Genomic DNA, 20,751 nt, shown 5'->3' on the forward strand with positions numbered 1-20,751 from the left:
TCGGCTGCCAACTGATACATCAGTGCTAACCACTTCGATGCATCAACGATAACACATCATCGATGTCGCACAAGTGTTATCGTCGATGTATGTCAGGAGCTGAAACGACGACGACAGCGCAGCCCCGCGAGCGGATCCTGCGGGCGGCGACGGACCTGCTCGCCGAGGGCGGGCGTGAAGCGGTGTCCACGCGCGCTGTCAGCGCGGCCGCCGGCGTGCAGGCACAGACGATCTACCGGCATTTCGGCGACATGCAGGGGCTGCTCGACGAGGTGGCCCGGCGAGGGTACGCGTCCTACCTGGCCGAGAAACAGGCGCAGGACCAGGACGGCGATCCGGTGGCGCAGCTGCGCCGCGGCTGGGACATGCATGTGGCGTTCGGACTGGCCAATCCCGCGCTGTACCGGTTGCTGTACACCGAACCGCGGCCCGGCCAGCAGCTTGCGGTGACCGGCGAGGCCCACCAGGTGCTGCTGCGGATCGTCGAACGGGTGGCCAAGGCGGGTCGGCTGCGGACGGGCGTCGAGGCGGCCGCGGCAATGATCCACTCCTCCGGCATGGGGGTGACGCTCACCCTCATCGCCGCCCAGGCCGACGACAGGCTTGCACACTATGAAGGACTGTCCGACAACGTCCGCGAAGCCGTACTGGCCTGCGTACTGGCCCCGGCCGGCGACGGAGGCGGCCCGCAGGAGGCGGGAGCGCACCATGCGGCCGTGCACGCCGTCGCTCTCAAATCCCTGATGCGCGACGGGGTGCGGTCCCTGACCTCAGGGGAACGCGCCCTGCTCGGAGAGTGGCTGGACCGTGTCGCCGCCGAGGACGGGCCAGGCGAGCCCGGTCAGGACCCCATGCAGCGGCAGTAGCGTTCCGGTCAGACGGCGAGTGCCGTGCGCAGAGCGGCGACGGCCTGATGGATGGCCGCCTCCGCGGCATGGGTGCCGCGCAGGGCGTTCAGCATGACGAAGTCGTGGATGATGCCCTGGTAGCGGACGGCGGTCACGGGAACGCCGGCCTGGCGCAGCTTGTTGGCGTACGCCTCACCCTCGTCGCGCAGGACGTCCGCCTCGCCGGTGATGACGAGTGCCGGCGGCAGGCCGGCGAGTTCTTCGACGGTGGCGCGCAGCGGCGAAGCCGTGATCTGGGCGCGCTCCTGCTCGTCGGTCGTGTACTGGTCCCAGAACCACTTCATGCCTTCGCGGGTCAGGAAGTATCCCTCGGCGAACTGGCGGTAGGAGCCGGTGTCGAAGTTCGCGTCGGTGACCGGGTAGAACAGCAGCTGGAACTTCAGCGGCACGTCGTCGCGCTCCTTGGCCATCAGGGTCATCGCGGCCGCCATGTTGCCGCCGACCGAGTCGCCTGCCACGGCCATCCTGGAGGCGTCCAGGCCCTTGCCGGCGCCGTCGGTGACGACCCACCGGGCCACCGTGTAGTTCTGCTCGATGGCGACCGGGTAGCGCGCCTCCGGCGACAGGTCGTACTCGGGGAAGACCACGGCGGCGCCGGCGCCCACGGCGAGCTCGCGCACGAGCCGGTCGTGGGTGTGGGCGTTGCCGAACACCCAGCCCGCGCCGTGGATGTAGAGGACGACCGGGAGTGTGCCGGCGGCCCCGGCGGGCTTGACGATGCGGGCGCGGACGCTCCCCGTCGGCCCGCCCTGTATGGTGATCCACTCCTCGTCGACGGCGGGCTTGGTGATCTCTCCTGACTGGACCTCGTCGACCGCCTTGCGGCCTTCGGCCGGGGGCATCTGGTAGAGGAACGGCGGCTGCGACGTGGCCTCGGCAAACGCCGCCGCGGGCGCTTCCAGCACGGGCGTGACCGGCGTGAACGTCTCGGACATGATGCTTCTCCACTGAAGGGCGAGGGCTGAACGGAGGCTCTGCGGGGAGCCGCCCTGGATGTCTTCCAGTCTGGTCACGGGCCGCCCGGACGGCTGTCGAGCCGCCTTCAAAGCCTGTGTCGGCCGCCCCCAGGCCGTACGTGGGGAAATCCCCACGGTCCGCCCTCGGGAAACGGCATCCCCCGCACGATCCGGCCGGCTCGGCGCCGCCGACTAGGATGCATTCATGAGTGAGCCGCTGCGCGCAGTGCTCGGAGAAGACCAGCCCATCGTCCGTGAGGGCATCACGGCCATGCTGGAGCGGTCCGGCGTCGAGGTCGTGGCGTCCGTCTCCGACGCTGTGGAGCTGGTCAGGGCCGCCGCGGAGCACAAGCCGGACGTGGTGATCACAGACATCCGGATGCCGCCGAACCTCGCCGACGACGGGCTTCAGGCGGCGCTGCGGATCCGGGCGGAGCGGCCGGGCACACCGGTGATCGTGCTGTCCCAGTTCCTGGATGCCTCGTTCGCTCTCGATCTGGTCGGAGACGATCCCAGTGGAGTCGGCTACCTGCTGAAGGAGAAGGTCGCCAGCCCGCAGGTCCTCAGGGACGCGGTTCAACGGGTCGTCGCCGGCGGCTCGGCACTCGACCCGGACGTCATCTCGACTCTTGTCGGCCGCCAGCGCGCGGCGGACCCGCTGAGCGGGTTGACCCCCCGGGAGAGGGAGGTCCTCGCGCTGATGGCTGAGGGGCATTCCAATTCCGGCATCGCGGAAAAGCTCGTCGTGACGGTCCCCGCGGTGGAGCGCCACGTGACCGGCATCTTCCTCAAGCTGGGCTTGCAGCAGGCCGAATCCTCACAGCACCGCCGCGTTCTCGCCGTGCTGCACTACCTCAAGCGGTAGGGGAGAAAAGAGCGTTCAAGTCGGCGTCGAACAGCCGGTCCTTGGCCACGAAACACAGGATTCCCAGCGCGGCGAGTTCCTCGTCCGACCACGACGAAGGGTCGGTAGAGGTCATGACGATCCTCGGCGGGTGTCCCTCTCGGGTGAGCTCTCGCGCGACGGAGAGGCCGTCCCCGTCCGGAAGGTGAAGATCGAGCAGCACGCCGTCGGGGCGGTGCTCACGAACCGCCGTGATCGCCGACGCACCGTCCGGCGACTCGGCCACCACCCGCAGCCCGCGCGTGGCCAGCAGTGTCCTGGCGATGCGACGGAAGCCGGGGTCGTCGTCGACGACCACAACGCTGACTGACATATGACCAGCATCCTCGATCGCATGACCCGCGGGCCATGGGGCCAACCCCACAGTTCGTCCTCAGGACCTTCAGGCCGGTATCGGGATCTGCGCCAGGATCGTGGTGCCGCCGCCCGGGGGCGACTCGATGGTCAACGTCCCGTCGAAGGCGGCCACCCGTTCCGCCAGCCCGGTCAGACCGCTGCCCGCCGTGGCGGCGCCCACACCGCCGACACCGTTGTCGACGACTTGGATCCGCAGGATCTCCCCAAGCTCAAGGGAGATGTCGATCTGTGACGCCTGGGCGTGCTTGACCGCGTTCGTCACGGCCTCCGCCACGACGAAATACGCGTTCGATTCGACGGCAGAGGGGATTCTCTTGTCACAGTCGCCGGTGACGACGACGGGTATCGGGCACCGGGACGCCAGCTCCCGCACGGCCGCCCCCAGCCCCTTCAAGGTGAGCGAGGACGGGTAGATACCCCATGCGAGTTCCCTCAGCTCGTCGATCGCCGTCTGCGCGTCGGCGATGGACTGGTCCAGCAGATCCGTCGCGGTCGAGTCCGCATCGGCGATCAGCTCCCGGGTGAGCCGGAGCCCGATCAACAGGCTGACCAGTCGTTGCTGTGCCCCGTCGTGCAGGTCTCGGGCCGTTCGCCGGTGGACCGCCTCGACGCTTTCCATGATGCGCCTGCGGCTGTCCTGCAACGAGGCCGCCATGGTGTTGAAGGACGCACCCAGCGCACCGATCTCCGCCACCTTGCTGGGCACGATCCGCACGCCGAGGTCGCCGCCGGCGAATCGCCCCGCCGCAGCCGCCGCCCCACGGACGGGCCGCACGACGGCGCGGTGCTGGAGCACCGTGAAAGCCGCCACAAGCGCAGTCGATGCCGCCAGCCCCGCACCTGCCGCGATCACCGCCCGCCGCGCGTTGGCCCCCGCGGTGTCCTCGCGCGCCGCGAGCTTGGCGCGTTCGTCCGCCGTGTACTGGTCGAACTGGGCCCGCAAGGCATCGACGCGCCGCTTCCCCTCGGCCGTCGCCGCCAGACTGGACCCGGCGGAATCCCCCCGCCGAACCGCCTCCACCAGCGGAACCGAGTAGTCGTTCAGCAAAGAGTCAATGCCCTGCGTGATCTGCCCGGCAACGCGCCGTTGCTCGGGAGAGGTAGCGGTCTCTGTGAACCTCTGCGCCTCCGCAGCGAGCTCCTTTCGCGCCGCCTGCCAGGGCTGGAGGAACTCCTCGCGCTTGGTGATCACGAAGCCCCGCTGCCCCGTCTCGAGGTCGAGGACCAGTTGTTGCAGGTTGCCGGCTTCGACGAGGGCCGTCCGGGAGGCGCGTCTCGCCGACGTGGAGCTGTTCGCGTCAGCGATCACCCACAGCAGGACGGCGAACGCGACACCTATCAACAGGGCAAGCAGGCCGCTCGCCGCAATCGTGAGGCTCGTAAGTCCCAGTCGCGGACGCGTGTGCCCTCGTCGTGCCCTCATACCCCGCCCAGCGATGGATCTGCCGGCGCAATCGTACGACTCCGCACCCTGACCACGTCGTTCCCCCTACAGCGACTTGGGCGCTCTGCTGAGCGGGACAGTCCGGACGGCGCGGCGCATACCAGCGCCCGTCACCGTGCTGAGTACCAGACGCTCAATGAGAGTATTCAGCCGCTGACATGGGCAGGTCCAATTCCTCTTGTGGTGCGTTCGATAACCACAGGGCATCAGTGCAGGAAGGGGTGGGAGTGGGATGCTCGATGGCCCGAGGGATCTCGATCTGCGCAAGCTGCGGTACTTCGTGGCCGTGGCCGAGCGGCTGCACTTCGGCCAGGCGGCACTCGCCCTGCACGTCACCCAGCCCGCACTGTCCCGCCAGGTACGGCAGCTGGAGCGCGACCTCGGGGTCGTGCTCTTCAGCCGCACCAGCAGGGAGGTGAAGCTGACCCCAGCCGGTGAACAGTTCCTCCATGACGCCAGGGGACTGCTGGCCGCCGGACGGGCCGCTCAGGACCGTGCCCGCCGCATCGGTGCCGGCGAGCGCACGCTGACCGTCGGCTTCATGCTCGGCACGGACGTCACCGCCGCGCTGAACGCGTTCTCCGCCGGCCACCCCGACGTGCCGATCGAACTGGTCCGCATTCGCTGGTGGAACCAGGCGCAGCCGCTCCTGGACGGCACCGTCGAGGTCGGCTTCGTACGGCTGCCCGTCGACTCCGGCGGGCTGGGCGTCCTGCCGCTGTATCCGGAGCGGCTCAGCGTTGTCCTGCCTGCCCGGCACCCCCTGGCCGGCGAGAGCGGGATTCGCATCACCGCCCTCGCCGGCGAACCGGTCCTGCAGTACGCCGACGCCACGCCCGCCTGGGCGGCCGTCTGGAACGCCGTGCCGCGCCCCGACGGCACCCGGCCGCCACCGGGACCCGCCTTCCACGACATGGAAGAACTCCTCGGTTACGTCACAGCGGGGCGCGGCGTCGTTCTCGTACCGGAACCGGTCGCCGCCCTCTTCCCGCGCCCCGACATCGCCTACGTCCCGGTGACCGACGTACCGCCCGGCGAGGTGGCCCTCGCCTGGGACGACGCACGGCGGTCCACGCTCGTCAGCGACTTCGTCGAGGCCGCCCGGAGTACGTCGCGGCTCCGCAGCCACGGCGGCCGTGCGGAGGGGCGCTCACGCCGCACCGCCGCAGGGTCGCCGGGTCAGGAGGCGGAGGGCACGTAGGGGAAGACCGAGGACGGCTTGACCGGGACGGCCTCCTTACCGATGCCCAGGGTGACGGGGGTGTTGGCGGCGAAGGAGAACATGACGTCCGGGGCGTTGTCGGTCAGCGAACGGCCGTTCCACCCCGCGAAGCCGAAGGCGGCTGGTGTCCCGACGGTGTACGGCAGGACATTGGGCAGGATCCTGTCGACGACGGTCCGGGCGTAGGACTCCGGGTCCTCGGCGGTGCCGTAGGCGCGCACCACGCCCGCCACCATGGCGGTGAGCTGCTTACCATGGATCTGGATGTCGTCGGCCGGGACGTTCATGTTGAGGCGGTCGCCGAGGTCCTCGTCGAACTGGGTGAACAGCGGGTGGATCATCGGCAGGCCGGCCCGGTTGATCGCACGCCACCCGCCGGCGTCAGTGGCCAGCGAGGCCAGGCCCCACACGCCGATCCGGTGGTCCTTGCCCGCGACCGGCAGCAGCTCTTCGTCGGCGAGCTCCAGGACGATCGAATGAACCGTGTGCCCGGCGAACAGGTTCTTCGCCTCGGCGGGGTTCCAGGAGGACAGATCGATGATGGTTCCGTCCTGGAACGCGTGGCCGACAGCGTGCAGCACGTCCGCCTCGATCCAGAACGGGTCGCCCGCCCTGCCGGCCCACACCCGGCCACCTCCCGCGAGTTCGACGGTCTCGCCGGTGCGGCCCTGGGCGATCACCGTGCCGGCCGCGAAGGCGTCGCGGGCCTCCGGTCCGGCCAGACGGCGCAGCTCGTAGTCCTGGGCCCCGCCGGCGTCGGCGTTCGAGAAGGTAAAGCGGTACGTGAGGTCCTCGACGGCGTCACCGTTGCCGTCGATCTTGAACTCGTACCGGCCCTCCGGGTGCAGTCCGCGCGGGATGTCTTCGCCGGCGAGCGAGTGACTGTGGTTCGTCACGAACACGGTCCCCCGCTCTCCGCGGAAGACGTACAGGTCCGTGATGTCCAGGCGGGGGTCCTGGCGGGAGATGGGCGAATCGAGGTGGTGGGACATGGTGCTCTCGCATTCTCTCGCTTTCCTGACTCCAGTCTTGTGAGAGCGTGCGACGAAGGCTGTCGAGAAGCCTCCACGATCGCCATCCGCCGGCCCCATGCCGAGCAGTGGGGTTAACCCCACAACGGCCCCTGACCTGCGGGAGCCCACACCTGCGCGAAGGCGGGAGCTCGCATCAGCGGCTCCCGGACGTCACGGGCGCAGCACGCCGAACGGGTTGTCGATCGCGTACCGCCAGCGCCCGTCCTGCCCGCGCCGGGCGACGTCGGTGGCGGTGCCCTCGATGTGGACGTGCTCGCCGTCGCCGTTCGTCCCGTCGATCGTCCAGTCCACGATCAGCAGCGCGAGCTCGCCGCTCGAGTAGACGTGCCGCGGGCGTACGCTGATCGGCACCCCGAGGCCGGCGAACGCGGCGTTGGCGGTCTGGGCCTCCGCTCCGGTCAGCGGCACGCCCGGCTCGGGCACGAACACCGCCCCGCTCTCGTACACCTCCGCCAGCGCCGCCAGGTCACCGCTGTTGAACCGCTCGGCGAACACCGCCGGCACGTCCTGCGGCCGCTCCGCAAGCTCCCGCATCGTCCGTCCCTTCCGTGAGGTAGAAACACCTGAGATGCGGCAACGCTAGGAGGCGCCATCGTGACTCACCAAACGGTTGGCCATACGGTCCTGCCGGGGCTGCCTGACGACCCGTTGGCGGCCGTCACCGAACCCGACCCCGGCTGCCCGGTGGAGATCACTCTCGCCGTGCTGCGGGGGCGCTGGACGACCTTGGTGGTGCGCGAGCTCCTGCGGGGCGAGCGTACGTTCACCGAACTCCGGGACGCGTTGCCCGTGCTGTCGGACAAGGTCCTGTCGGACCGGCTGGCGCACCTGACGCAGGCCGGCGTCCTCACCCGGCACCGTCAGCCCGGCTGGCCGCCCCGCACCCAATACCGGCTGACCCGGCAGGGGCGCGCTCTCGGGCCCGTGCTGCAGGCCCTGTGGGACTGGGGAGCCGAGCACCGCCCACCCTCCCCGGACTGACCGCCAAGGGGGATGGTTTCAGGACATATAGCGCTTTTGCGCATTCCGAGGACGTACGGGCGTTCATGTGCTTACCGTGACGGCAGGGATGGGGAGGGAGGCCCAGTGGGTCTGGTCACCGCTGCCGCGTGGACGATCGCCGCTTTCGCCGGGGTGTACCTGCTCTACTTCTGGCTGTCCGGAGGCGGCCTGCGCCGGGCCAAGGTGACCCGGTTCCCGGCCGCGCTGGTGTTCTCCCATCCGACGCTGGCCATGTCGGCGCTGGTGTGCTGGGTGGCCGGGCTGGCCACGGGGAGCCGGGTGCTGACGTGGGTGGCGTTCGGGGGGCTGGCCGCGGCGACGCTGCTGGGGTTCGCGATGTTCACGCGATGGCTCGGGGGCGGCCGGCACCAGGTGGCCGGGCGCGGGTTCCCGGTCCTGGCGGTGACGTTGCACGGGCTGGCGGGGGTGGCGACGTTCGCGCTGGTGCTGCTCGCCGCCAGCGCGACTCGCGTGTTCTGAACGGCTAGCGGGCGCGGCGGGGCTGGCGGAGGACCTGGAGCGAGCGGGCCGTGACGGCCACGAGGTCGGCCGCCTGCCACCCCTCGTCCAGGAACGCCTCCTCCATCGTGTCGTGGCTGGTGTCGAGCACGGGCACCCACCCCGTGCCGAACTCCTCGCCAGGGAGCGTGAACGGCATGTTCTCGTGGTGGGCGTTGATGAGCAGCAGGAACGAGTCGTCCACGATCCGCTCGCCCCTCGGCCCCGGCTCGGTGATGGCCTCGCCGTTCAGGTAGACCATGAGCGACTTGGCGTAGCCGATGTGCCAGTCGCCCGCCGTCATCTCCTTGCCGCCCGGAGTGAGCCAGACCAGGTCGCGCTTGCCGTCATCGGGATGGCGGCCATGGAAGAAGCGGCGGCGCTGGAAGACCGGGTGCTCGCGGCGCAGCTTCGACAGCGCCCTGACGAACTCCAGCAGCTCCGGCTCCGTGTGCACCATCGACCAGTCGACCCAGGCCAGCTCGTTGTCCTGGCAGTAGGCGTTGTTGTTGCCGCGCTGGGTGCGCCCGAGCTCGTCGCCGTGGGAGAGCATGGGCACGCCCTGCGACAGGAACAGGGTGGCCAGGAAGTTGCGCCGCTGGCGGCGGCGGAGCTGGACGATGCCGGGGTCCTCGACGGGGCCCTCCGCGCCGCAGTTCCAGGAGCGGTTGTCGTTGGTGCCGTCGCGGTTGTCCTCGCCGTTGGCCTCGTTGTGCTTGTGGTCGTACGAGACCAGGTCGGCGAGGGTGAACCCGTCGTGGCAGGTCACGAAGTTGATCGAGGCGACCGGGCGGCGGCCGGAGGACTCGTACAGGTCGGCGGAGCCGGTCAGGCGGGAGGCGAACTCGGGGAGGGCGGAATGCGTACCCCTCCAGAAATCTCGCACGATGTCCCGGTATTTCCCGTTCCACTCCGTCCACAATGGCGGGAAATTTCCGACCTGGTAGCCGCCGGGACCCACGTCCCACGGCTCGGCGATCAGCTTGACCTGCGAGATCACCGGGTCCTGCTGGATCAGGTCGAAGAACGCGCTCAGCCGGTCGACATCGTGCAACTCCCTGGCCAGCGCCGACGCCAGATCGAAGCGGAACCCGTCGACGTGCATGTCGAGCACCCAGTAACGCAGCGAGTCCATGATCAGCTGCAGCGCGTGCGGCGAGCGTACGTTGAGAGAGTTGCCGCAGCCGGTGTAGTCGAGGTAGTAGCGCCGATCACCGTCGTGCAGCCGGTAGTAGGCGGCGTTGTCGATCCCCCTGAACCCCAGCGTGGGCCCCATGTGGTCGCCCTCGGCGGTGTGGTTGTAGACCACGTCGAGGATGACCTCGATGCCCGCCTCGTGCAGCGCGCGCACCATCGCCTTGAACTCCAGCACCTGTTGCCCCCGCGTCCCCGCGCTGGAGTAGCCGCCGTGGGGCGCCAGGTAGGCCATGGTGTTGTAGCCCCAGTAGTTCGTCAGACCGCGGGCCACCAGGAAGTGCTCGGGGATGTAGTGGTGCACCGGCATCAGCTCGACCGCCGTCACCCCGAGCGACAGCAGGTGCTCGATGACCGCCGGGTGCCCCATGGCCGCGTACGTGCCGCGCTGGTCGGGCGGCACGTCGGGGTGGCGCATGGTGAGCCCGCGCACGTGGGCCTCGTAGATCACGGTCTGGTGGTACGGGGTGCGCGGCGGCCGGTCGTTGCCCCACTCGAAGAACGGGTTGATGACCACGTTCTTCGGCATGTAGGGGCCGCTGTCCTCGGTGTTGCGCCTGGAGGGGTCGGTGAAGTAGTAGGGGAACAGCGCCTGGTTCCAGGTCAGCTCGCCGTCGATGGCCTTGGCGTAGGGGTCGAGGAGCAGTTTGGCGGGATTGCTCCGATGACCGTGGGACGGGTCGTACGGGCCGTGCACGCGGTAGCCGTACCGCTGCCCCGGCTGGATGCCTGGCAGATAGCCATGCCAGACGAACCCGTCCACCTCGGGCAGATCGATCCGCTCCTCGGTGCCGTCATCGTGAAACAGGCACAGCTCGACCCGCTCGGCGACCTCCGAGAACACCGAAAAGCTGGTGCCCACGCCATCCCAGGTAGCGCCGAGGGGATAGGGCTCGCCCGGCCAGACCTCACGCATGTGACCGTATTGTCGCATGCGAACGTGCTCTTGGTCTCTCAATAACCCGATCGCCCTTCGTACAGGGGGTTTCCGGCTCTGGGCACCGGGCACCCCAACGCGTGGCAAAGGGGCGCCCGCGGGCGTGTCGGCAAGCGTGGAACCGTCAGAGCAGCTCGGCCTTGAGCGTGATCGTGGTGCCCGTCAGGGCCTTGCTGACCGGGCAGTTGGCCTTGGCCGTCTCGGCCGCCTCCTGGAACTGCTCGGCCGAGATGCCCGGCACGTGGCCCTTCACCGTGAGCACGATGCCCGTGATGCCCTCACCCGGCTGGAACGTCACGTCGGCGCTGGTCTGCAGCGACTCCGGCGGAGTGCCGGCGCCGTTGAGCCCGTGCGCGAGCGCCATCGAGAAGCAGGAGGAGTGGGCGGCCGCGATGAGCTCCTCTGGGGACGTCTTGCCGCCCGCCGCCTCGGCCCTCGACGGCCAGGAGACCTCGAACGTGCCCACGCCCGAGGTGTCGAGCGAGACGGTGCCCGAGCCGTCGAGCAGAGCGCCCTTCCACTGCGTGGTGGCGGTGCGGGTGGTGGCCATGACGTTTGCTCCCTCCGTGGTGGTCCTCCGACCTTATCGCGAGCAGGCAAAGTGCGGTTCGCCGGTCATCCGGCTCTACTTTTCCGGCGAATAATGACATGCTCGGGTCGCGGCGCACCCGCCGCCTTGGTCCGGATTACACGGGAGCGTGGTGCCAGTGGAGGCACCGTACGACGACCGCCTGCTGCACCAGCGGGTGGTCGGCGGCGACGAGTCCGCACTGGGTGAGGTCTACGATCGGCTCTCCCCGCTGATCTTCGGTCTCGCTCTGCGGGTCACCAGGGACCGGGTGATCGCCGAGGACATCACTCAGGAGGTCTTTCTGATCTTCTGGGAGCGGCCGCTGGCCTATGACCCCGAGCGCGGCACCTTACGCGCGTGGCTGGCCACGATCGCGCACCGGCGCGCGGTCGACCACGTGCGCGCCGAGGAGCGCCGGCGGGTGTCGGCGCTGGGACCGAGGCTGTTCGAGCGCGAACCTGCGAGACTCGAGGACACCGTGCTCGCCGCCGACGAGGCCGCGCGGGTGCGGCAGGCGGTGACGTCGCTGCCCGACGGTCTCCGGGAGGCGGTGGAGCTGGCCTACTTCGGCGGCAGGACCTACCGGCAGGTGGGAGAGGAACTGGGCGTGCCCGAGGGCACGGCCAAATCGCGCATCCGGCTGGCGCTGAGACGCCTGGCGGACGCGCTTGCGGAGGAAGAGGTGTAATGGACCCCGTCGAGCGCCTCTACCTGGACGCGATGATGGAGGACCCCGGGGTGCCGGCCCGCTCGTTGCGGCCCCAGCTCCTGGCCGGGGCGCGGGCCCGGCGCAGGCCCGCGGCCCCCACCGCGCCCTGGGCGGAGCCGTACGCGGGCCGGGTGGCCGCCATGGACGCGCTGCTCGCCTCCGCCGAGGACGACGACTGGTCGCGCGTGATCGTCGAGGGCTGGACCCTCCAGGAGCTCGTCGCCCATCTGGCCGCCAAGGACGGACTGCTGGCCGCCTCCGTGGGAGCTCCCGTGCTGGGCCCGCCCATCGGCGCGGCGGACTCGCTTGGACGTACGGACGACGTGCAGGCCTACGAGCGCACCCGCAGCCCCGAGCAGACGAGAAGGGACTGGCGAGCCCAGGCGGACGCCCTCTGCCGCCACCTGACGGATCTGCCGCCCACGACCCCCGCGACGCTGGACGGGATGGAGGTGCCGGTGCGGGACCACATCCTGGCCAGGTGCCTGGAGACCTGGATCCACACCGCCGACGCCGCCCAGACCGCCCGGATCCGCCTGCCCGACCCGGTCGCCGGCCACATCCGCCCGACCGCCGACCTGTGCGCCCGCCTGCTGCCCTGGACGATGCTCCTGTCGGGCCTCGACGGCTCCGGCCGCACCCTCCACCTCATCCTGACCGGCGAGGGCGGGGGAGAGTGGCAGATCCCGCTGGGCGTGGAGGACGCCGGGCCCGGCACGCCGGACGCGCACATAACGGCGGACGTGGTCAAGTTCTGCTTCCTGCTGGGCGGCCGGGGAGACCCGGCCGAGTTCCCCGCCGATCTGGCCGGCGACCTCTCGCTGGCCAGGGACGTCCTCACCACGGCACCCGCACTTTCCGGCCCCTGACACCGATGAGTTCCGGGGCGCCCGCGGGTCTGTCCTGGTGAGAACGCGAGCCGGATCGACACGAGGGAGTCACGATGAGCGGTGGGCTGTCCCAGGCCGGACTCGGTCGGATGCGGGAGGTGCTCGACGGCGCCGTCGCGCGCGGTGACGTCCCGGGGCTGGTGGCGCTCGTGCATCGGCGCGGCGAGACGTACGTGAGCGAGCACGGCACGACGGAGGTCGGCGGGGCGGCTCCCATGCGGCGGGACACCGTCTTCCGCATCGCGTCGATGGGGAAGGCGATCACCGCCGTGGCCGCGATGATCCTCCTCGAGGAGTGCCGGCTGCGGCTGGACGACCCGGTGGACGACCTGATCCCCGAGCTGGCCGGGCGGCGCGTGCTGCGGCGGATCGACGGGCCGATCGACGACACCGTGCCCGCCGAGCGCTCGATCACCACGCGCGACCTGCTGACCTTCCGCCTCGGTCTGGGAGCGATCATGTCGGCTCCCGGCAGCTACCCGATCCAGCGGGCGATCGAGGAGGCCGGGCTCGGGGTCGGGCCGGACGGGCCGCCGTTCGGGACCGATGAGTGGATCAAGCGGCTCGGCGCGCTGCCGCTCGTCCACCAGCCGGGAGCCGCGTGGATGTACCACACCTCGGCGGATGTGCTCGGCGTGCTGATCGCGCGTGCCGCGGGGCGGCCGTTCGACGAGTTCCTGCGCGAGCGGGTCTTCGAGCCGCTCGGGATGCGGGACACCGGCTTCCACCTGCCGGCGGCGAAGCTCGGCCGGATGGCGGAGTCATACGCCGCCGACCCCGCGACGGGGAAGCTGGTGCGCCGGGAGAGCCCTCGGGACGGGGCCTGGGACCGTCCACCGGCCTTCCCGTCCGGCGGCGGCGGGCCGAGCCTGCTCTCGACCGCCGACGACTACCTGGCCTTCTGCCGCATGCTGCTCGCCAAGGGCCGGTACGACGGCGGCCGGCTCCTGTCGCGGGCGTCGGTCGAGCTCATGACCACCGACCACCTCACGCCGGAGCAGAAGGCGGGCAACGAGATCTTCTTCGGCTCGGGCGGCGGCTGGGGGTTCGGGTTCGGGATCAACGGCCGCCGGGAGGACCTGGCCGCCAAGCCGGGGCGGTTCGGCTGGAGCGGCGGCCTGGGCACCACGATGTCCGTCGATCCTGCCGAGGACATGGTGGGCATCCTGCTCACCCAGCGGGCCCTCGACTCGCCGCGGCCGCCGCGCGTGTTCCAGGACTTCTGGACGGTTGCGTACGCGGCGCTCGACGATTGAGTGTTCGCGTAATTTGACCGGAAATGCCGGAAGGGCGCCTGCAGGACTTGACGCGTTGTTTGGGTTCGAGGAGGTAGGCGAGAATAAGCGCATGGGTAGGCCTGATTGTGTCCGAGCGCCTGCCGGGACAGCGGGCACCGGATTTCTGGCCGATCTACCGATGGACAGAAACGAATGCGCGTGAATCCTGAAAGTCGGAAACCGCCAGCACCACCACATGGACCAGGACAGCGAAGTCTACCCCGCCGGCCGGGCGGACGCCGGTTACGTCCCGCACGTGAAGTCGGTCCCGCGCCGCCGCCGGGCGGGAAAACGCTTGAGCATTTTCGACGGCGGTAGCCGGCAAATGCCGTGACCATTTATTTGGTCACGGCATTTGTCGCCGGCCGGTACCGTGGAATTTCGCCCGGGCTTCGTCTGGGCTCGGCACATAGAGGAGAGGGGGTCACCGTGGAGGACGAGGTGACGGGGCTGGCGGGGTTGTTGTACGAGTTCGGGCTGCTCAAGCGGTACAAGCGCACCGGGTGGCTGGTCGCGGGCGTGCGCGATCCGGAGAGCATCGCCGACCACTCGTTCCGCGCGGCCGTCATCGCCGGCATGATCGCCAGGCTCGAGGGCGGCAATCCGGAGCGGGCCGCGTTCATGAGCCTCTTCCACGACACGCAGGAGACCCGCATCACCGACATCCCGTACATCGGCAAGCGTTATCTCAAAGCCGCCTCCAACGAGGACGTCACCGCCGACCAGGTGCGGGGCGTGCCCGCCGAGGTGGCGGACATGGTGGCCGACGCGGTGGGGGAGTACGAGGAGAAGGCCAGCCTCGAAGCCGTCTGCGCCCGGGACGCCGACAAGCTGGAATGCCTCATCCAAGCCGTCGAATACCGGGAGCAGGGACACCAGAACGTCCAGGGGTGGATCGACAGCTCGCTGGCCGCGATCACGACCCCGACCGGGAAGCGCCTCGCCGAGGAGGCCCTGCGCACGGGGACCCTGGAATGGGTGACGCGCGTGCTCAACGGCGACTGAGCCCACCCGCCGCCCCGCCCCGGCGGAGCCCTGCGGTGCGCCGCCACGGCCCTGCGGTGTGGCGAGCCCGCCTCTCGGCCTTCGGAGCGCTCAAGGGAGGGCGTCCCGGCGACCGAGCGGCGGGGTGGCCGCAGGTGACGTGATCAGTCGGTGGGCGATTGGGTGACCAGGTCCCTGGCGTACTCGTCGTCGCTCTCCGCCAGCACCCGCTCCACCCCTCGCGACGCCCGCTCATCCCCGCGGACCAGCAGCCCGCGCGTGGCCTCGGCCACCGTGCGGAGGTCGGAGTCGGTGAGGCGGGCGGCCAGAGCCTCCCGGATCCGGGGCGTGTCGGCCGACAGCCCGGCGAGCCCGGCGGTGGCCCAGTCGCGGACCTCGGCGTCCTCGTCCTCCGTCATCCCGATCAGCAGCGCCAGACCCTCCTCGTGGTCCGGCGGCAGCACGTCGGCCAGCGCGATCGCGTCCGTCATCGTGCGCTTGTGCCCGGGACGCCCGATGACGTCCAGCACGTACGGCAGCGCCCTGGGGTCGCCCTGGTGGCCGAGCGCGGCCAGCACCGACCGGAGCACCTGCGGATTGCCCTCCGTGGTGACCATCTTCTGCAGCAGCGGCAGAGTCCTCTCGAGGTACGGCTTCTCGCCCTCCGCGAACCCGAACTGGGCGATCGCGTCCACCCCGAACTCCCGCTCCCTGGCGTCCTCGCTCGCGCACAGCCGGGCCAGCGCCTCGAAGGTCTCCTCGTCCGCCCGCTTGCCCAGCGTGTCGGCCACGACCCACCAGGTCTCGGCGTCCTCGTCGACGTCGCGGTGCGCCACGGCCCGCGCCACCAGCTGCTCCACCGGCGTGTACGTGCCCTCGGCGTCCTCCAGCAGGGTCGCGACGGCGGCGTGGCCGCGCTGGGCCTGCACCTGCTCGGTCTCGGAGCCGTCGGCCGAGCGCCCGGCCACCGTGACGAGCTCGGTGCCGTCCTTGGCGTACTGGCGGGCCACGACGTACTCCCAGCCCTCCTGCTGGATCTGGTCGAGCAGCGCGCTCTCCAGGTGCACGCCCACCCAGGAGGTGGCGATGTCGAGCGGGGTGTCGCCGTCGCCGTCGTACTTGGCCGGATCGGCGCCGGCCTCCAGCAGCACCTGGACCACGCCCAGCGCGCCGCGCCTGGCGGCCAGCGTGAGCGGGGTGTCGCCGTCGTCGTTGGCCGCGTCGAGCTCGGCCCCCGCCTCGATCAGCGCCCTGGCGACAGCGGCGTGGCCGTTGGTGGCGGCCCAGAGCAGCGCCGTCCAGCCGCCGGACTCCCGGCCGTTCACGTCGGCCCCGGCCGTCAGCAGCACCTCGGCCACCTCGACGCGGTCCCACGCGGCGGCCGCACACAGCGGCAGCCCCTCTTCACTCTCACTGTTGGGGTCGGCGCCGCCGGCCAGCAGCTTGCCCACGGTCTCGGACTCGCCGTTCAACGCCGCACGGTAGAGCTGTTCCTCATGCATGACAGGGACCCTAACCTGGTCCGGCCGCGCCCCGGACCATGTCAGGGCCCCGTGTCATCGCTTGGTACGCGCCAAAGCCCCGTCCGGGTTCAAACACCTCCAAGGGATGACAGGTTTTCCTCCCGGGGGAGGAGCTGAAACCCCGGGCAAACGCGATATGTTGCGACTATGACTGATCCCGGTGAGCTCCGCGCCTCGGACGCCGAGCGCGAGGCCGTCGTCGAGCAGCTCCGTGTCGCCTCGGTGGAGGGCAGGCTCACGCTCGCCGAGCTGACCGATCGCACGGAGGCCGCCTATACCGCGACCACGCACGCGGAGCTGGCCCTGCTCATCCAGGACCTGCCGTCCGGAGCCATGCCCGCGCCCGCTCCCGTGCACCGCGAAGGCCGGAAGCGGCGCTGGTTCGTGGGGGTCATGGGCGACACCAAGCGGCGCGGCACCTGGCGGATCGACCAGGAGCTGGGCGCGGTCGCCGTGATGGGCGACGTGCTGCTCGACCTGCGCGAGGCCGAGGTGCGCACCGACACGGTGGACATCACCGCCGTCTCCGTGATGGGCGACGTGAAGATCATCGTCCCCGACGGCGTGAACGTGGACCTCGACGGCATGGCCATCATGGGCAACAAGAAGGTGGACGTCCTGGAGGCGGCCCCCGGCATGAACGTCCCCGTGGTGCGCGTGCACGCGTACGCGGTGATGGGCGACGTCAAGGTGATCGGCGACTCGCAGGCGAAGCCGCTGCGGCGCGGGTTCGCGGCCTGGCGCGAACACTGGCAGCGACTGCACGGCGAGGACTGGCGGGCCCTCGGCAGGCAGATGCGGCAAGAGGGCCGCGAACTCGGCAGGCAGATGCGCGACCAGCTCCGCGAGGAGCGCCGCGACCCGAGAAGGGGCTACTGAGGAGGCTCAGCCGGCCAGCGGCACCGGCTGCCGCCGCGTCGACTGCTGGGCCGCCTCGTAACGTTCCAGGAGCACGTCCACCAGCTCCGGAGCCGGGCCCAGGACGTCCGACACCACCGTGGCGCCCGCTTCCAGCGTGCTGCGCCGTACCTTGTCCGCGAAGAAGCCGGGCGCCAGCAGGTACGGCGCGACGGCCACCTTCGGGGCGCCCGCCCGCCTGAGCGCGGCGACCGCCTCGGCGGGGGTGGGGCCGGCGGCCGAGGCATAGGCGGCCGACACCGTCCACCAGCCGGAACGCCGCCACGCGCGCGCCATGTCCGCGATCACCGCGTTGGCCCTGGCGTCGCTCGAACCCGCCGACACCAGCACCACCGCCGTGTCCGGATCCCCCGCAGGCACGCCGGCCTCGGCCAGCCGCCGCTCCAGCGCCGACAGCAGCAGCGGGTGGGGCCCCAGCGTGGCGCCGTAGTGCACGCGCAGCCGCGGCTCGCGGGCCCGGACCTCGTTCAGGGCCGCGGGCAGGTCCACCCGGCTGTGGTAGGCCTCCGTGAGCAGCAGGGGCAGCACGACCGCCTCCCGCAGGCCGCTCAGGGCCTGCGAGAGCGTGGGGGCGCAATGATCGAGGTACGCCACGCGCACGTCCAGAGGCACCTGGTCGAGCAGCGCGGCCACGGTGGCGGCGGCACGCGGATCTCGCGATCCGTGCGCCACCGCCACCAGTGGCACGCGGCCGGGGGCCGTCCCGCCTGCCAACGGGACAGGTCCCCTGCTGGGGATCACAGGTGAATGCCGCATTCGACCTTCCCCAGGCCCGCCCAGCGTCCGCTGCGCGGATCCTCGCCCTCCGCGACCTGCCGCGTGCACGGCGCGCAGCCGATCGAGGGGTAGTTGTCGTAGTGCAACGGGTTGATCAGGACCCCGTTGTCGGCGATGTAGTTGTCGACGTCCTCCTGGGTCCAGGCCGCGATCGGGTTGACCTTGACCATCTGCCGCTTGGCGTCCCACTCGACGACCTTGGAGTCCGCGCGGCTGGGCGACTCGTCGCGGCGGATGCCGGAGATCCACGCCAGGTACGGCTCCAGCGCCCGGTTGAGCGGCTCCACCTTGCGCAGGTAGCAGCACAGGTCGGGGTTGCGGCCGAACAGGCGCGGGCCGAGGTCGCGATCCTGCTCCTCGACCGTCCGCGACGGCTTGATGTCGATCACGTTGACGTCATAGACCTGGCGCACCGCGTCACGCGTGCCGATCGTCTCGGCGAAGTGGTAGCCGGTGTCGATGAACAGCACGTCCACGCCGGGCTTGACCCTGCTCACCAGGTCGATCAGCAGGGCGTCGCTCATCGAGGAGGTCAGGCACAGCCGGTCGCCGAACGTCGCCGCCGCCCAACGGATGATCTCGCGGGCAGGGGCGCCCTCGAGGAACGTCGCGGCGGACTCGACGATGTCCTGCAGGTCGAGCGTGCCGCGCTGCTGTTTCAGACCGACCTCGATGTCCACGAGCGTCATATCTTCACTCCGATCCCGAGAAACTTGAGCTTGAAGGCGCGGGCGCAGGCGCGGCAGTACCAGCCGCCACCCGTCGCGGACCCGGCGACATCCAGAGTCGTCGCGGACCCGGCGACATTGAGCTCGCCCTCGTAGGGTTCGAGGTCCTCGTCGCCGCAGTAGGGGCAGTGGAACGGGACCGCTCGCTCGCTCATTTCAGGTCCGCCTCGTCGGCTCGCTGCACCCAGTCGGCGAACGACTCGCCTTCCTTCTTCTGGGCGTCGTAGTGCTTGACGACGCGCTCCACGTAGTCGGGCAGCGCCTTGGCGGTGGTCTTGAGCCCGCGGACCTTGCGCCCGAAGCCGGCGTTGACGCCCAGGGAGCCGCCCAGGTGGATCTGGAAGCCCTCGACCTGGTCGCCGTTCTCGTCCACCACGAGCTGGCCCTTCAGGCCGATGTCGGCGACCTGGATGCGGGCGCAGGAGTTGGGGCAGCCGTTGACGTTGATGGTCAGCGGTTCGGCGAACGACGGCAACCGGCGCTCCAGCTCGTCGATCAGATCGGCGGCCGTGGCCTTGGTCTCGACGATGGCCAGCTTGCAGTACTCGATGCCGGTGCAGGCCATCGTCTGGCGGCGGAACGTGGACGGCTTGACCTGCAGGTCGTTGGCCTCCAGCTCGGCCACGATCGAGTCGACCTGGCCGGGCGCGACGTCGAGGATGACCATCTTCTGCTCGACCGTCGTGCGGACCCTGCCGGAGCCGTGCCGCTCGGCGATGTCGGCGATCAGGTGCAGCTTGTCCCCGTCGAGCCGGCCCACCTTGGGCGCGAAGCCGACGTAGAAGTTGCCGTCCTTCTGCGGGAAGACGCCGACGTGGTCGCGGCGGCTGCCGCGCGGCTGCTCGGGGGCGGGCCCGTCGGGCAGCGGCGCCTTGAGGTACTCGGTCTCGAGGATCTCCCGGAACTTCTCCGTTCCCCAGTCGTTGACCAGGAACTTGATGCGGGCCCGGTGGCGCAGCCGCCGGTACCCGTAGTCACGGAAGATCCCGACGACGCCCTCGTAGACGTCGGTCACCTGGTCCGGCCGGACGAACACGCCGAGCCGCTTGCCCAGCATCGGGTTGGTCGACAGACCGCCGCCGACCCACAGGTCGTAGCCGGCCTCGCCCTGCTCGTTCACCACGCCGACGAACGCCACGTCGTTGATCTCGTGCACCGTGCAGTGGGCCGGGCAGCCGCTCACCGCCGACTTGAACTTACGGGGCAGGTTGGAGTACGCCGGGTTCCCCACGACCCGGTCCTGCACCTCGCGGATCTGCTCGGTCGCGTCGAGCACCTCGTCGGCGTCGATGCCGGCCAGCGGACAGCCCAGGATGACGCGCGGGGTGTCGCCGCACGCCTCGGTGGTGGACAGGCCCACGGCCTCCAGACGCTCCCAGATGTCCGGCACCGACTCGATCTCGATCCAGTGCAGCTGGATGTTCTGGCGGTCGGTCAGGTCGGCGGTGCCGCGGCCGTACTTGTTGGAGATGTCCGCGATCGTGCGCAGCTGGGCGAGGTCGAGCTGGCCGCCGTCGATGCGCACACGCAGCATGAAGTAGCGGTCGTCGAGCTCCTCCGGCTCCAGGATGGCGGTCTTGCCGCCGTCGATCCCGGGCTTGCGCTGGGTGTAGAGGCCGTACCAGCGCATGCGGCCACGCAGGTCGGCCGGGTCGATCGAGTCGAAGCCCCGCTTGGAGTAGATGTCGATGATGCGCTGGCGGACGTTGAGGCCGTCGTCGTTCTTCTTGTTCTCTTCGTTCTTGTTGAGCGGCTCACGGTAACCGAGAGCCCACTGGCCTTCGCCGCGCGGGCGCTTGTGGTGCCTGCTGGCAGGTGTGCGGCTGGCAGGGGTGCTCATTGCGCGTCCTTAGGATCATGGGCGCGCGCAGGGTTCCTCCTGCCTCGTCGTCGAGGGCAGGGGTGGAGAGGAGGTGTG

At 70.3% G+C, this 20,751-nt stretch carries 22 protein-coding genes; 10 read left to right on the top strand and 12 right to left on the bottom strand.

Annotated elements, in window-relative coordinates; translation table 11 throughout:
• Positions 1-89 precede the first annotated feature (89 nt).
• On the top strand, positions 90-866 hold the full coding sequence (locus ACIBVN_RS05085; protein ID WP_397132824.1) for a TetR/AcrR family transcriptional regulator: 777 nt from the start codon (positions 90-92) through the stop codon (positions 864-866).
• Positions 867-874: 8 nt separating this feature from the next.
• On the opposite strand, the gene ACIBVN_RS05090 is transcribed toward ACIBVN_RS05085, so the two are convergent.
• Positions 875-1,843: an alpha/beta hydrolase gene (locus ACIBVN_RS05090; RefSeq protein ID WP_397132826.1), complete on the bottom strand. Its 969-nt coding sequence runs from the start codon at positions 1,841-1,843 to the stop codon at positions 875-877.
• 226 nt (positions 1,844-2,069) lie between these two features.
• On the opposite strand from ACIBVN_RS05090, the gene ACIBVN_RS05095 reads away from it, so the two are divergent.
• Complete coding sequence (locus tag ACIBVN_RS05095) at positions 2,070-2,729, top strand: response regulator (RefSeq protein ID WP_397132828.1); 660 nt, start codon at positions 2,070-2,072, stop codon at positions 2,727-2,729.
• Here the strand turns inward: ACIBVN_RS05095 and ACIBVN_RS05100 are convergent.
• Together ACIBVN_RS05100 and ACIBVN_RS05105 are read right to left on the bottom strand one after the other, a co-directional pair.
• Positions 2,719-3,081, bottom strand: coding sequence for a response regulator transcription factor (locus ACIBVN_RS05100; RefSeq protein WP_397132830.1), 363 nt, complete (start codon positions 3,079-3,081; stop codon positions 2,719-2,721). The genes ACIBVN_RS05095 and ACIBVN_RS05100 overlap by 11 nt on opposite strands.
• A 69-nt stretch (positions 3,082-3,150) precedes the next feature.
• Complete coding sequence (locus ACIBVN_RS05105) at positions 3,151-4,467, bottom strand: CHASE3 domain-containing protein (RefSeq protein WP_397132831.1); 1,317 nt, start codon at positions 4,465-4,467, stop codon at positions 3,151-3,153.
• A 334-nt stretch (positions 4,468-4,801) separates the two neighbouring features.
• On the opposite strand from ACIBVN_RS05105, the gene ACIBVN_RS05110 reads away from it, so the two are divergent.
• Complete coding sequence (locus tag ACIBVN_RS05110) at positions 4,802-5,770, top strand: LysR family transcriptional regulator (protein ID WP_397132832.1); 969 nt, start codon at positions 4,802-4,804, stop codon at positions 5,768-5,770.
• Here ACIBVN_RS05110 and ACIBVN_RS05115 read toward each other — a convergent pair.
• The gene (locus ACIBVN_RS05115; RefSeq protein ID WP_397132833.1) at positions 5,749-6,783 is read right to left on the bottom strand and encodes a DUF4331 family protein; all 1,035 of its coding nucleotides are present in this window, start codon (positions 6,781-6,783) and stop codon (positions 5,749-5,751) included. The genes ACIBVN_RS05110 and ACIBVN_RS05115 overlap by 22 nt on opposite strands.
• A 192-nt stretch (positions 6,784-6,975) precedes the next feature.
• Complete coding sequence (locus ACIBVN_RS05120) at positions 6,976-7,359, bottom strand: YybH family protein (protein ID WP_397132834.1); 384 nt, start codon at positions 7,357-7,359, stop codon at positions 6,976-6,978.
• 60 nt (positions 7,360-7,419) lie between these two features.
• Here ACIBVN_RS05120 and ACIBVN_RS05125 point away from each other — a divergent pair, with 60 nt between their 5' ends.
• Positions 7,420-7,806: a winged helix-turn-helix transcriptional regulator gene (locus ACIBVN_RS05125; protein ID WP_397132835.1), complete on the top strand. Its 387-nt coding sequence runs from the start codon at positions 7,420-7,422 to the stop codon at positions 7,804-7,806.
• 105 nt (positions 7,807-7,911) lie between these two features.
• Positions 7,912-8,307, top strand: coding sequence for a hypothetical protein (locus ACIBVN_RS05130; RefSeq protein WP_397132836.1), 396 nt, complete (start codon positions 7,912-7,914; stop codon positions 8,305-8,307).
• A gap of 4 nt (positions 8,308-8,311) precedes the next feature.
• Here the strand turns inward: ACIBVN_RS05130 and glgX are convergent, their stop codons facing one another.
• On the bottom strand, positions 8,312-10,435 hold the full coding sequence (glgX, locus tag ACIBVN_RS05135; RefSeq protein WP_397132837.1) for a glycogen debranching protein GlgX: 2,124 nt from the start codon (positions 10,433-10,435) through the stop codon (positions 8,312-8,314).
• A 145-nt stretch (positions 10,436-10,580) separates the two neighbouring features.
• Positions 10,581-11,006 (bottom strand): OsmC family peroxiredoxin, encoded by a 426-nt coding sequence (locus tag ACIBVN_RS05140; RefSeq protein ID WP_397132838.1) that lies wholly within the window; start codon positions 11,004-11,006, stop codon positions 10,581-10,583.
• A 157-nt stretch (positions 11,007-11,163) separates the two neighbouring features.
• Here ACIBVN_RS05140 and ACIBVN_RS05145 point away from each other — a divergent pair, with 157 nt between their 5' ends.
• The 4 genes from ACIBVN_RS05145 (at position 11,164) to ACIBVN_RS05160 (ending at position 14,908) form a co-directional block, all read left to right on the top strand.
• A complete protein-coding gene (locus ACIBVN_RS05145; RefSeq protein WP_397132840.1) occupies positions 11,164-11,715 on the top strand; it encodes a sigma-70 family RNA polymerase sigma factor in 552 nt (183 codons plus the stop codon).
• Positions 11,715-12,605, top strand: a complete 891-nt coding sequence (locus tag ACIBVN_RS05150) for a maleylpyruvate isomerase N-terminal domain-containing protein (protein ID WP_397132842.1) — start codon at positions 11,715-11,717, stop codon at positions 12,603-12,605. Before ACIBVN_RS05145 ends, ACIBVN_RS05150 begins: the two co-directional genes overlap by 1 nt.
• Before the next feature lie 74 nt (positions 12,606-12,679).
• Entirely contained in the window at positions 12,680-13,882 is a 1,203-nt protein-coding gene (locus ACIBVN_RS05155) for a serine hydrolase domain-containing protein (RefSeq protein WP_397132844.1), read from the top strand.
• Positions 13,883-14,332: 450 nt separating this feature from the next.
• The gene (locus ACIBVN_RS05160; RefSeq protein WP_360700564.1) at positions 14,333-14,908 is read left to right on the top strand and encodes an HD domain-containing protein; all 576 of its coding nucleotides are present in this window, start codon (positions 14,333-14,335) and stop codon (positions 14,906-14,908) included.
• Positions 14,909-15,051: 143 nt separating this feature from the next.
• On the opposite strand, the gene ACIBVN_RS05165 is transcribed toward ACIBVN_RS05160, so the two are convergent.
• On the bottom strand, positions 15,052-16,389 hold the full coding sequence (locus tag ACIBVN_RS05165) for an ankyrin repeat domain-containing protein (RefSeq protein WP_397132847.1): 1,338 nt from the start codon (positions 16,387-16,389) through the stop codon (positions 15,052-15,054).
• A gap of 168 nt (positions 16,390-16,557) precedes the next feature.
• Between ACIBVN_RS05165 and ACIBVN_RS05170 the strand changes: the two genes are divergently transcribed.
• Positions 16,558-17,289 (top strand): DUF1707 domain-containing protein, encoded by a 732-nt coding sequence (locus ACIBVN_RS05170; RefSeq protein WP_397132849.1) that lies wholly within the window; start codon positions 16,558-16,560, stop codon positions 17,287-17,289.
• Between the two features lie 6 nt (positions 17,290-17,295).
• Here the strand turns inward: ACIBVN_RS05170 and ACIBVN_RS05175 are convergent, their stop codons facing one another.
• Genes ACIBVN_RS05175 through ACIBVN_RS05190 form a run of 4 tightly spaced genes read right to left on the bottom strand, consistent with a single transcriptional unit; the run spans position 17,296 to position 20,673 of the window.
• A complete protein-coding gene (locus ACIBVN_RS05175) occupies positions 17,296-18,084 on the bottom strand; it encodes a sirohydrochlorin chelatase (protein WP_397132851.1) in 789 nt (262 codons plus the stop codon).
• Positions 18,066-18,794, bottom strand: coding sequence for a phosphoadenylyl-sulfate reductase (locus ACIBVN_RS05180; protein WP_360708060.1), 729 nt, complete (start codon positions 18,792-18,794; stop codon positions 18,066-18,068). The genes ACIBVN_RS05175 and ACIBVN_RS05180 overlap by 19 nt, the downstream gene beginning before the upstream one ends.
• Positions 18,791-18,988, bottom strand: a complete 198-nt coding sequence (locus tag ACIBVN_RS05185; RefSeq protein ID WP_397132854.1) for an Insertion element protein — start codon at positions 18,986-18,988, stop codon at positions 18,791-18,793. The genes ACIBVN_RS05180 and ACIBVN_RS05185 overlap by 4 nt, the downstream gene beginning before the upstream one ends.
• On the bottom strand, positions 18,985-20,673 hold the full coding sequence (locus ACIBVN_RS05190) for a nitrite/sulfite reductase (RefSeq protein WP_397132856.1): 1,689 nt from the start codon (positions 20,671-20,673) through the stop codon (positions 18,985-18,987). Before ACIBVN_RS05190 ends, ACIBVN_RS05185 begins: the two co-directional genes overlap by 4 nt.
• Between the last annotated feature and the right edge of the window lie 78 nt (positions 20,674-20,751).

It is taken from the genome of Nonomuraea sp. NPDC049400, from assembly GCF_044466425.1.
Classification (GTDB): Bacteria; Actinomycetota; Actinomycetes; order Streptosporangiales; family Streptosporangiaceae; genus Nonomuraea.

Excerpts from the sequence above, each read along its gene's own strand:
- ACIBVN_RS05155 (WP_397132844.1), top strand. The coding sequence starts at position 12,680 with ATGAGCGGTGGGCTGTCCCAGGCCGGACTCGGTCGGATGCGGGAGGTG.
- ACIBVN_RS05120 (WP_397132834.1), bottom strand. The coding sequence starts at position 7,359 with ATGCGGGAGCTTGCGGAGCGGCCGCAGGACGTGCCGGCGGTGTTCGCC.
- ACIBVN_RS05100 (WP_397132830.1), bottom strand. The coding sequence starts at position 3,081 with ATGTCAGTCAGCGTTGTGGTCGTCGACGACGACCCCGGCTTCCGTCGC.
- ACIBVN_RS05095 (WP_397132828.1), top strand. The coding sequence starts at position 2,070 with ATGAGTGAGCCGCTGCGCGCAGTGCTCGGAGAAGACCAGCCCATCGTC.
- ACIBVN_RS05150 (WP_397132842.1), top strand. The coding sequence starts at position 11,715 with ATGGACCCCGTCGAGCGCCTCTACCTGGACGCGATGATGGAGGACCCC.
- ACIBVN_RS05090 (WP_397132826.1), bottom strand. The coding sequence starts at position 1,843 with ATGTCCGAGACGTTCACGCCGGTCACGCCCGTGCTGGAAGCGCCCGCG.
- ACIBVN_RS05085 (WP_397132824.1), top strand. The coding sequence starts at position 90 with ATGTCAGGAGCTGAAACGACGACGACAGCGCAGCCCCGCGAGCGGATC.
- ACIBVN_RS05140 (WP_397132838.1), bottom strand. The coding sequence starts at position 11,006 with ATGGCCACCACCCGCACCGCCACCACGCAGTGGAAGGGCGCTCTGCTC.
- ACIBVN_RS05175 (WP_397132851.1), bottom strand. The coding sequence starts at position 18,084 with ATGCGGCATTCACCTGTGATCCCCAGCAGGGGACCTGTCCCGTTGGCA.
- ACIBVN_RS05190 (WP_397132856.1), bottom strand. The coding sequence starts at position 20,673 with ATGAGCACCCCTGCCAGCCGCACACCTGCCAGCAGGCACCACAAGCGC.
- ACIBVN_RS05180 (WP_360708060.1), bottom strand. The coding sequence starts at position 18,794 with ATGACGCTCGTGGACATCGAGGTCGGTCTGAAACAGCAGCGCGGCACG.
- ACIBVN_RS05185 (WP_397132854.1), bottom strand. The coding sequence starts at position 18,988 with ATGAGCGAGCGAGCGGTCCCGTTCCACTGCCCCTACTGCGGCGACGAG.
- ACIBVN_RS05115 (WP_397132833.1), bottom strand. The coding sequence starts at position 6,783 with ATGTCCCACCACCTCGATTCGCCCATCTCCCGCCAGGACCCCCGCCTG.
- ACIBVN_RS05170 (WP_397132849.1), top strand. The coding sequence starts at position 16,558 with ATGACTGATCCCGGTGAGCTCCGCGCCTCGGACGCCGAGCGCGAGGCC.
- ACIBVN_RS05165 (WP_397132847.1), bottom strand. The coding sequence starts at position 16,389 with ATGCATGAGGAACAGCTCTACCGTGCGGCGTTGAACGGCGAGTCCGAG.
- ACIBVN_RS05110 (WP_397132832.1), top strand. The coding sequence starts at position 4,802 with ATGCTCGATGGCCCGAGGGATCTCGATCTGCGCAAGCTGCGGTACTTC.
- glgX (WP_397132837.1), bottom strand. The coding sequence starts at position 10,435 with ATGCGTGAGGTCTGGCCGGGCGAGCCCTATCCCCTCGGCGCTACCTGG.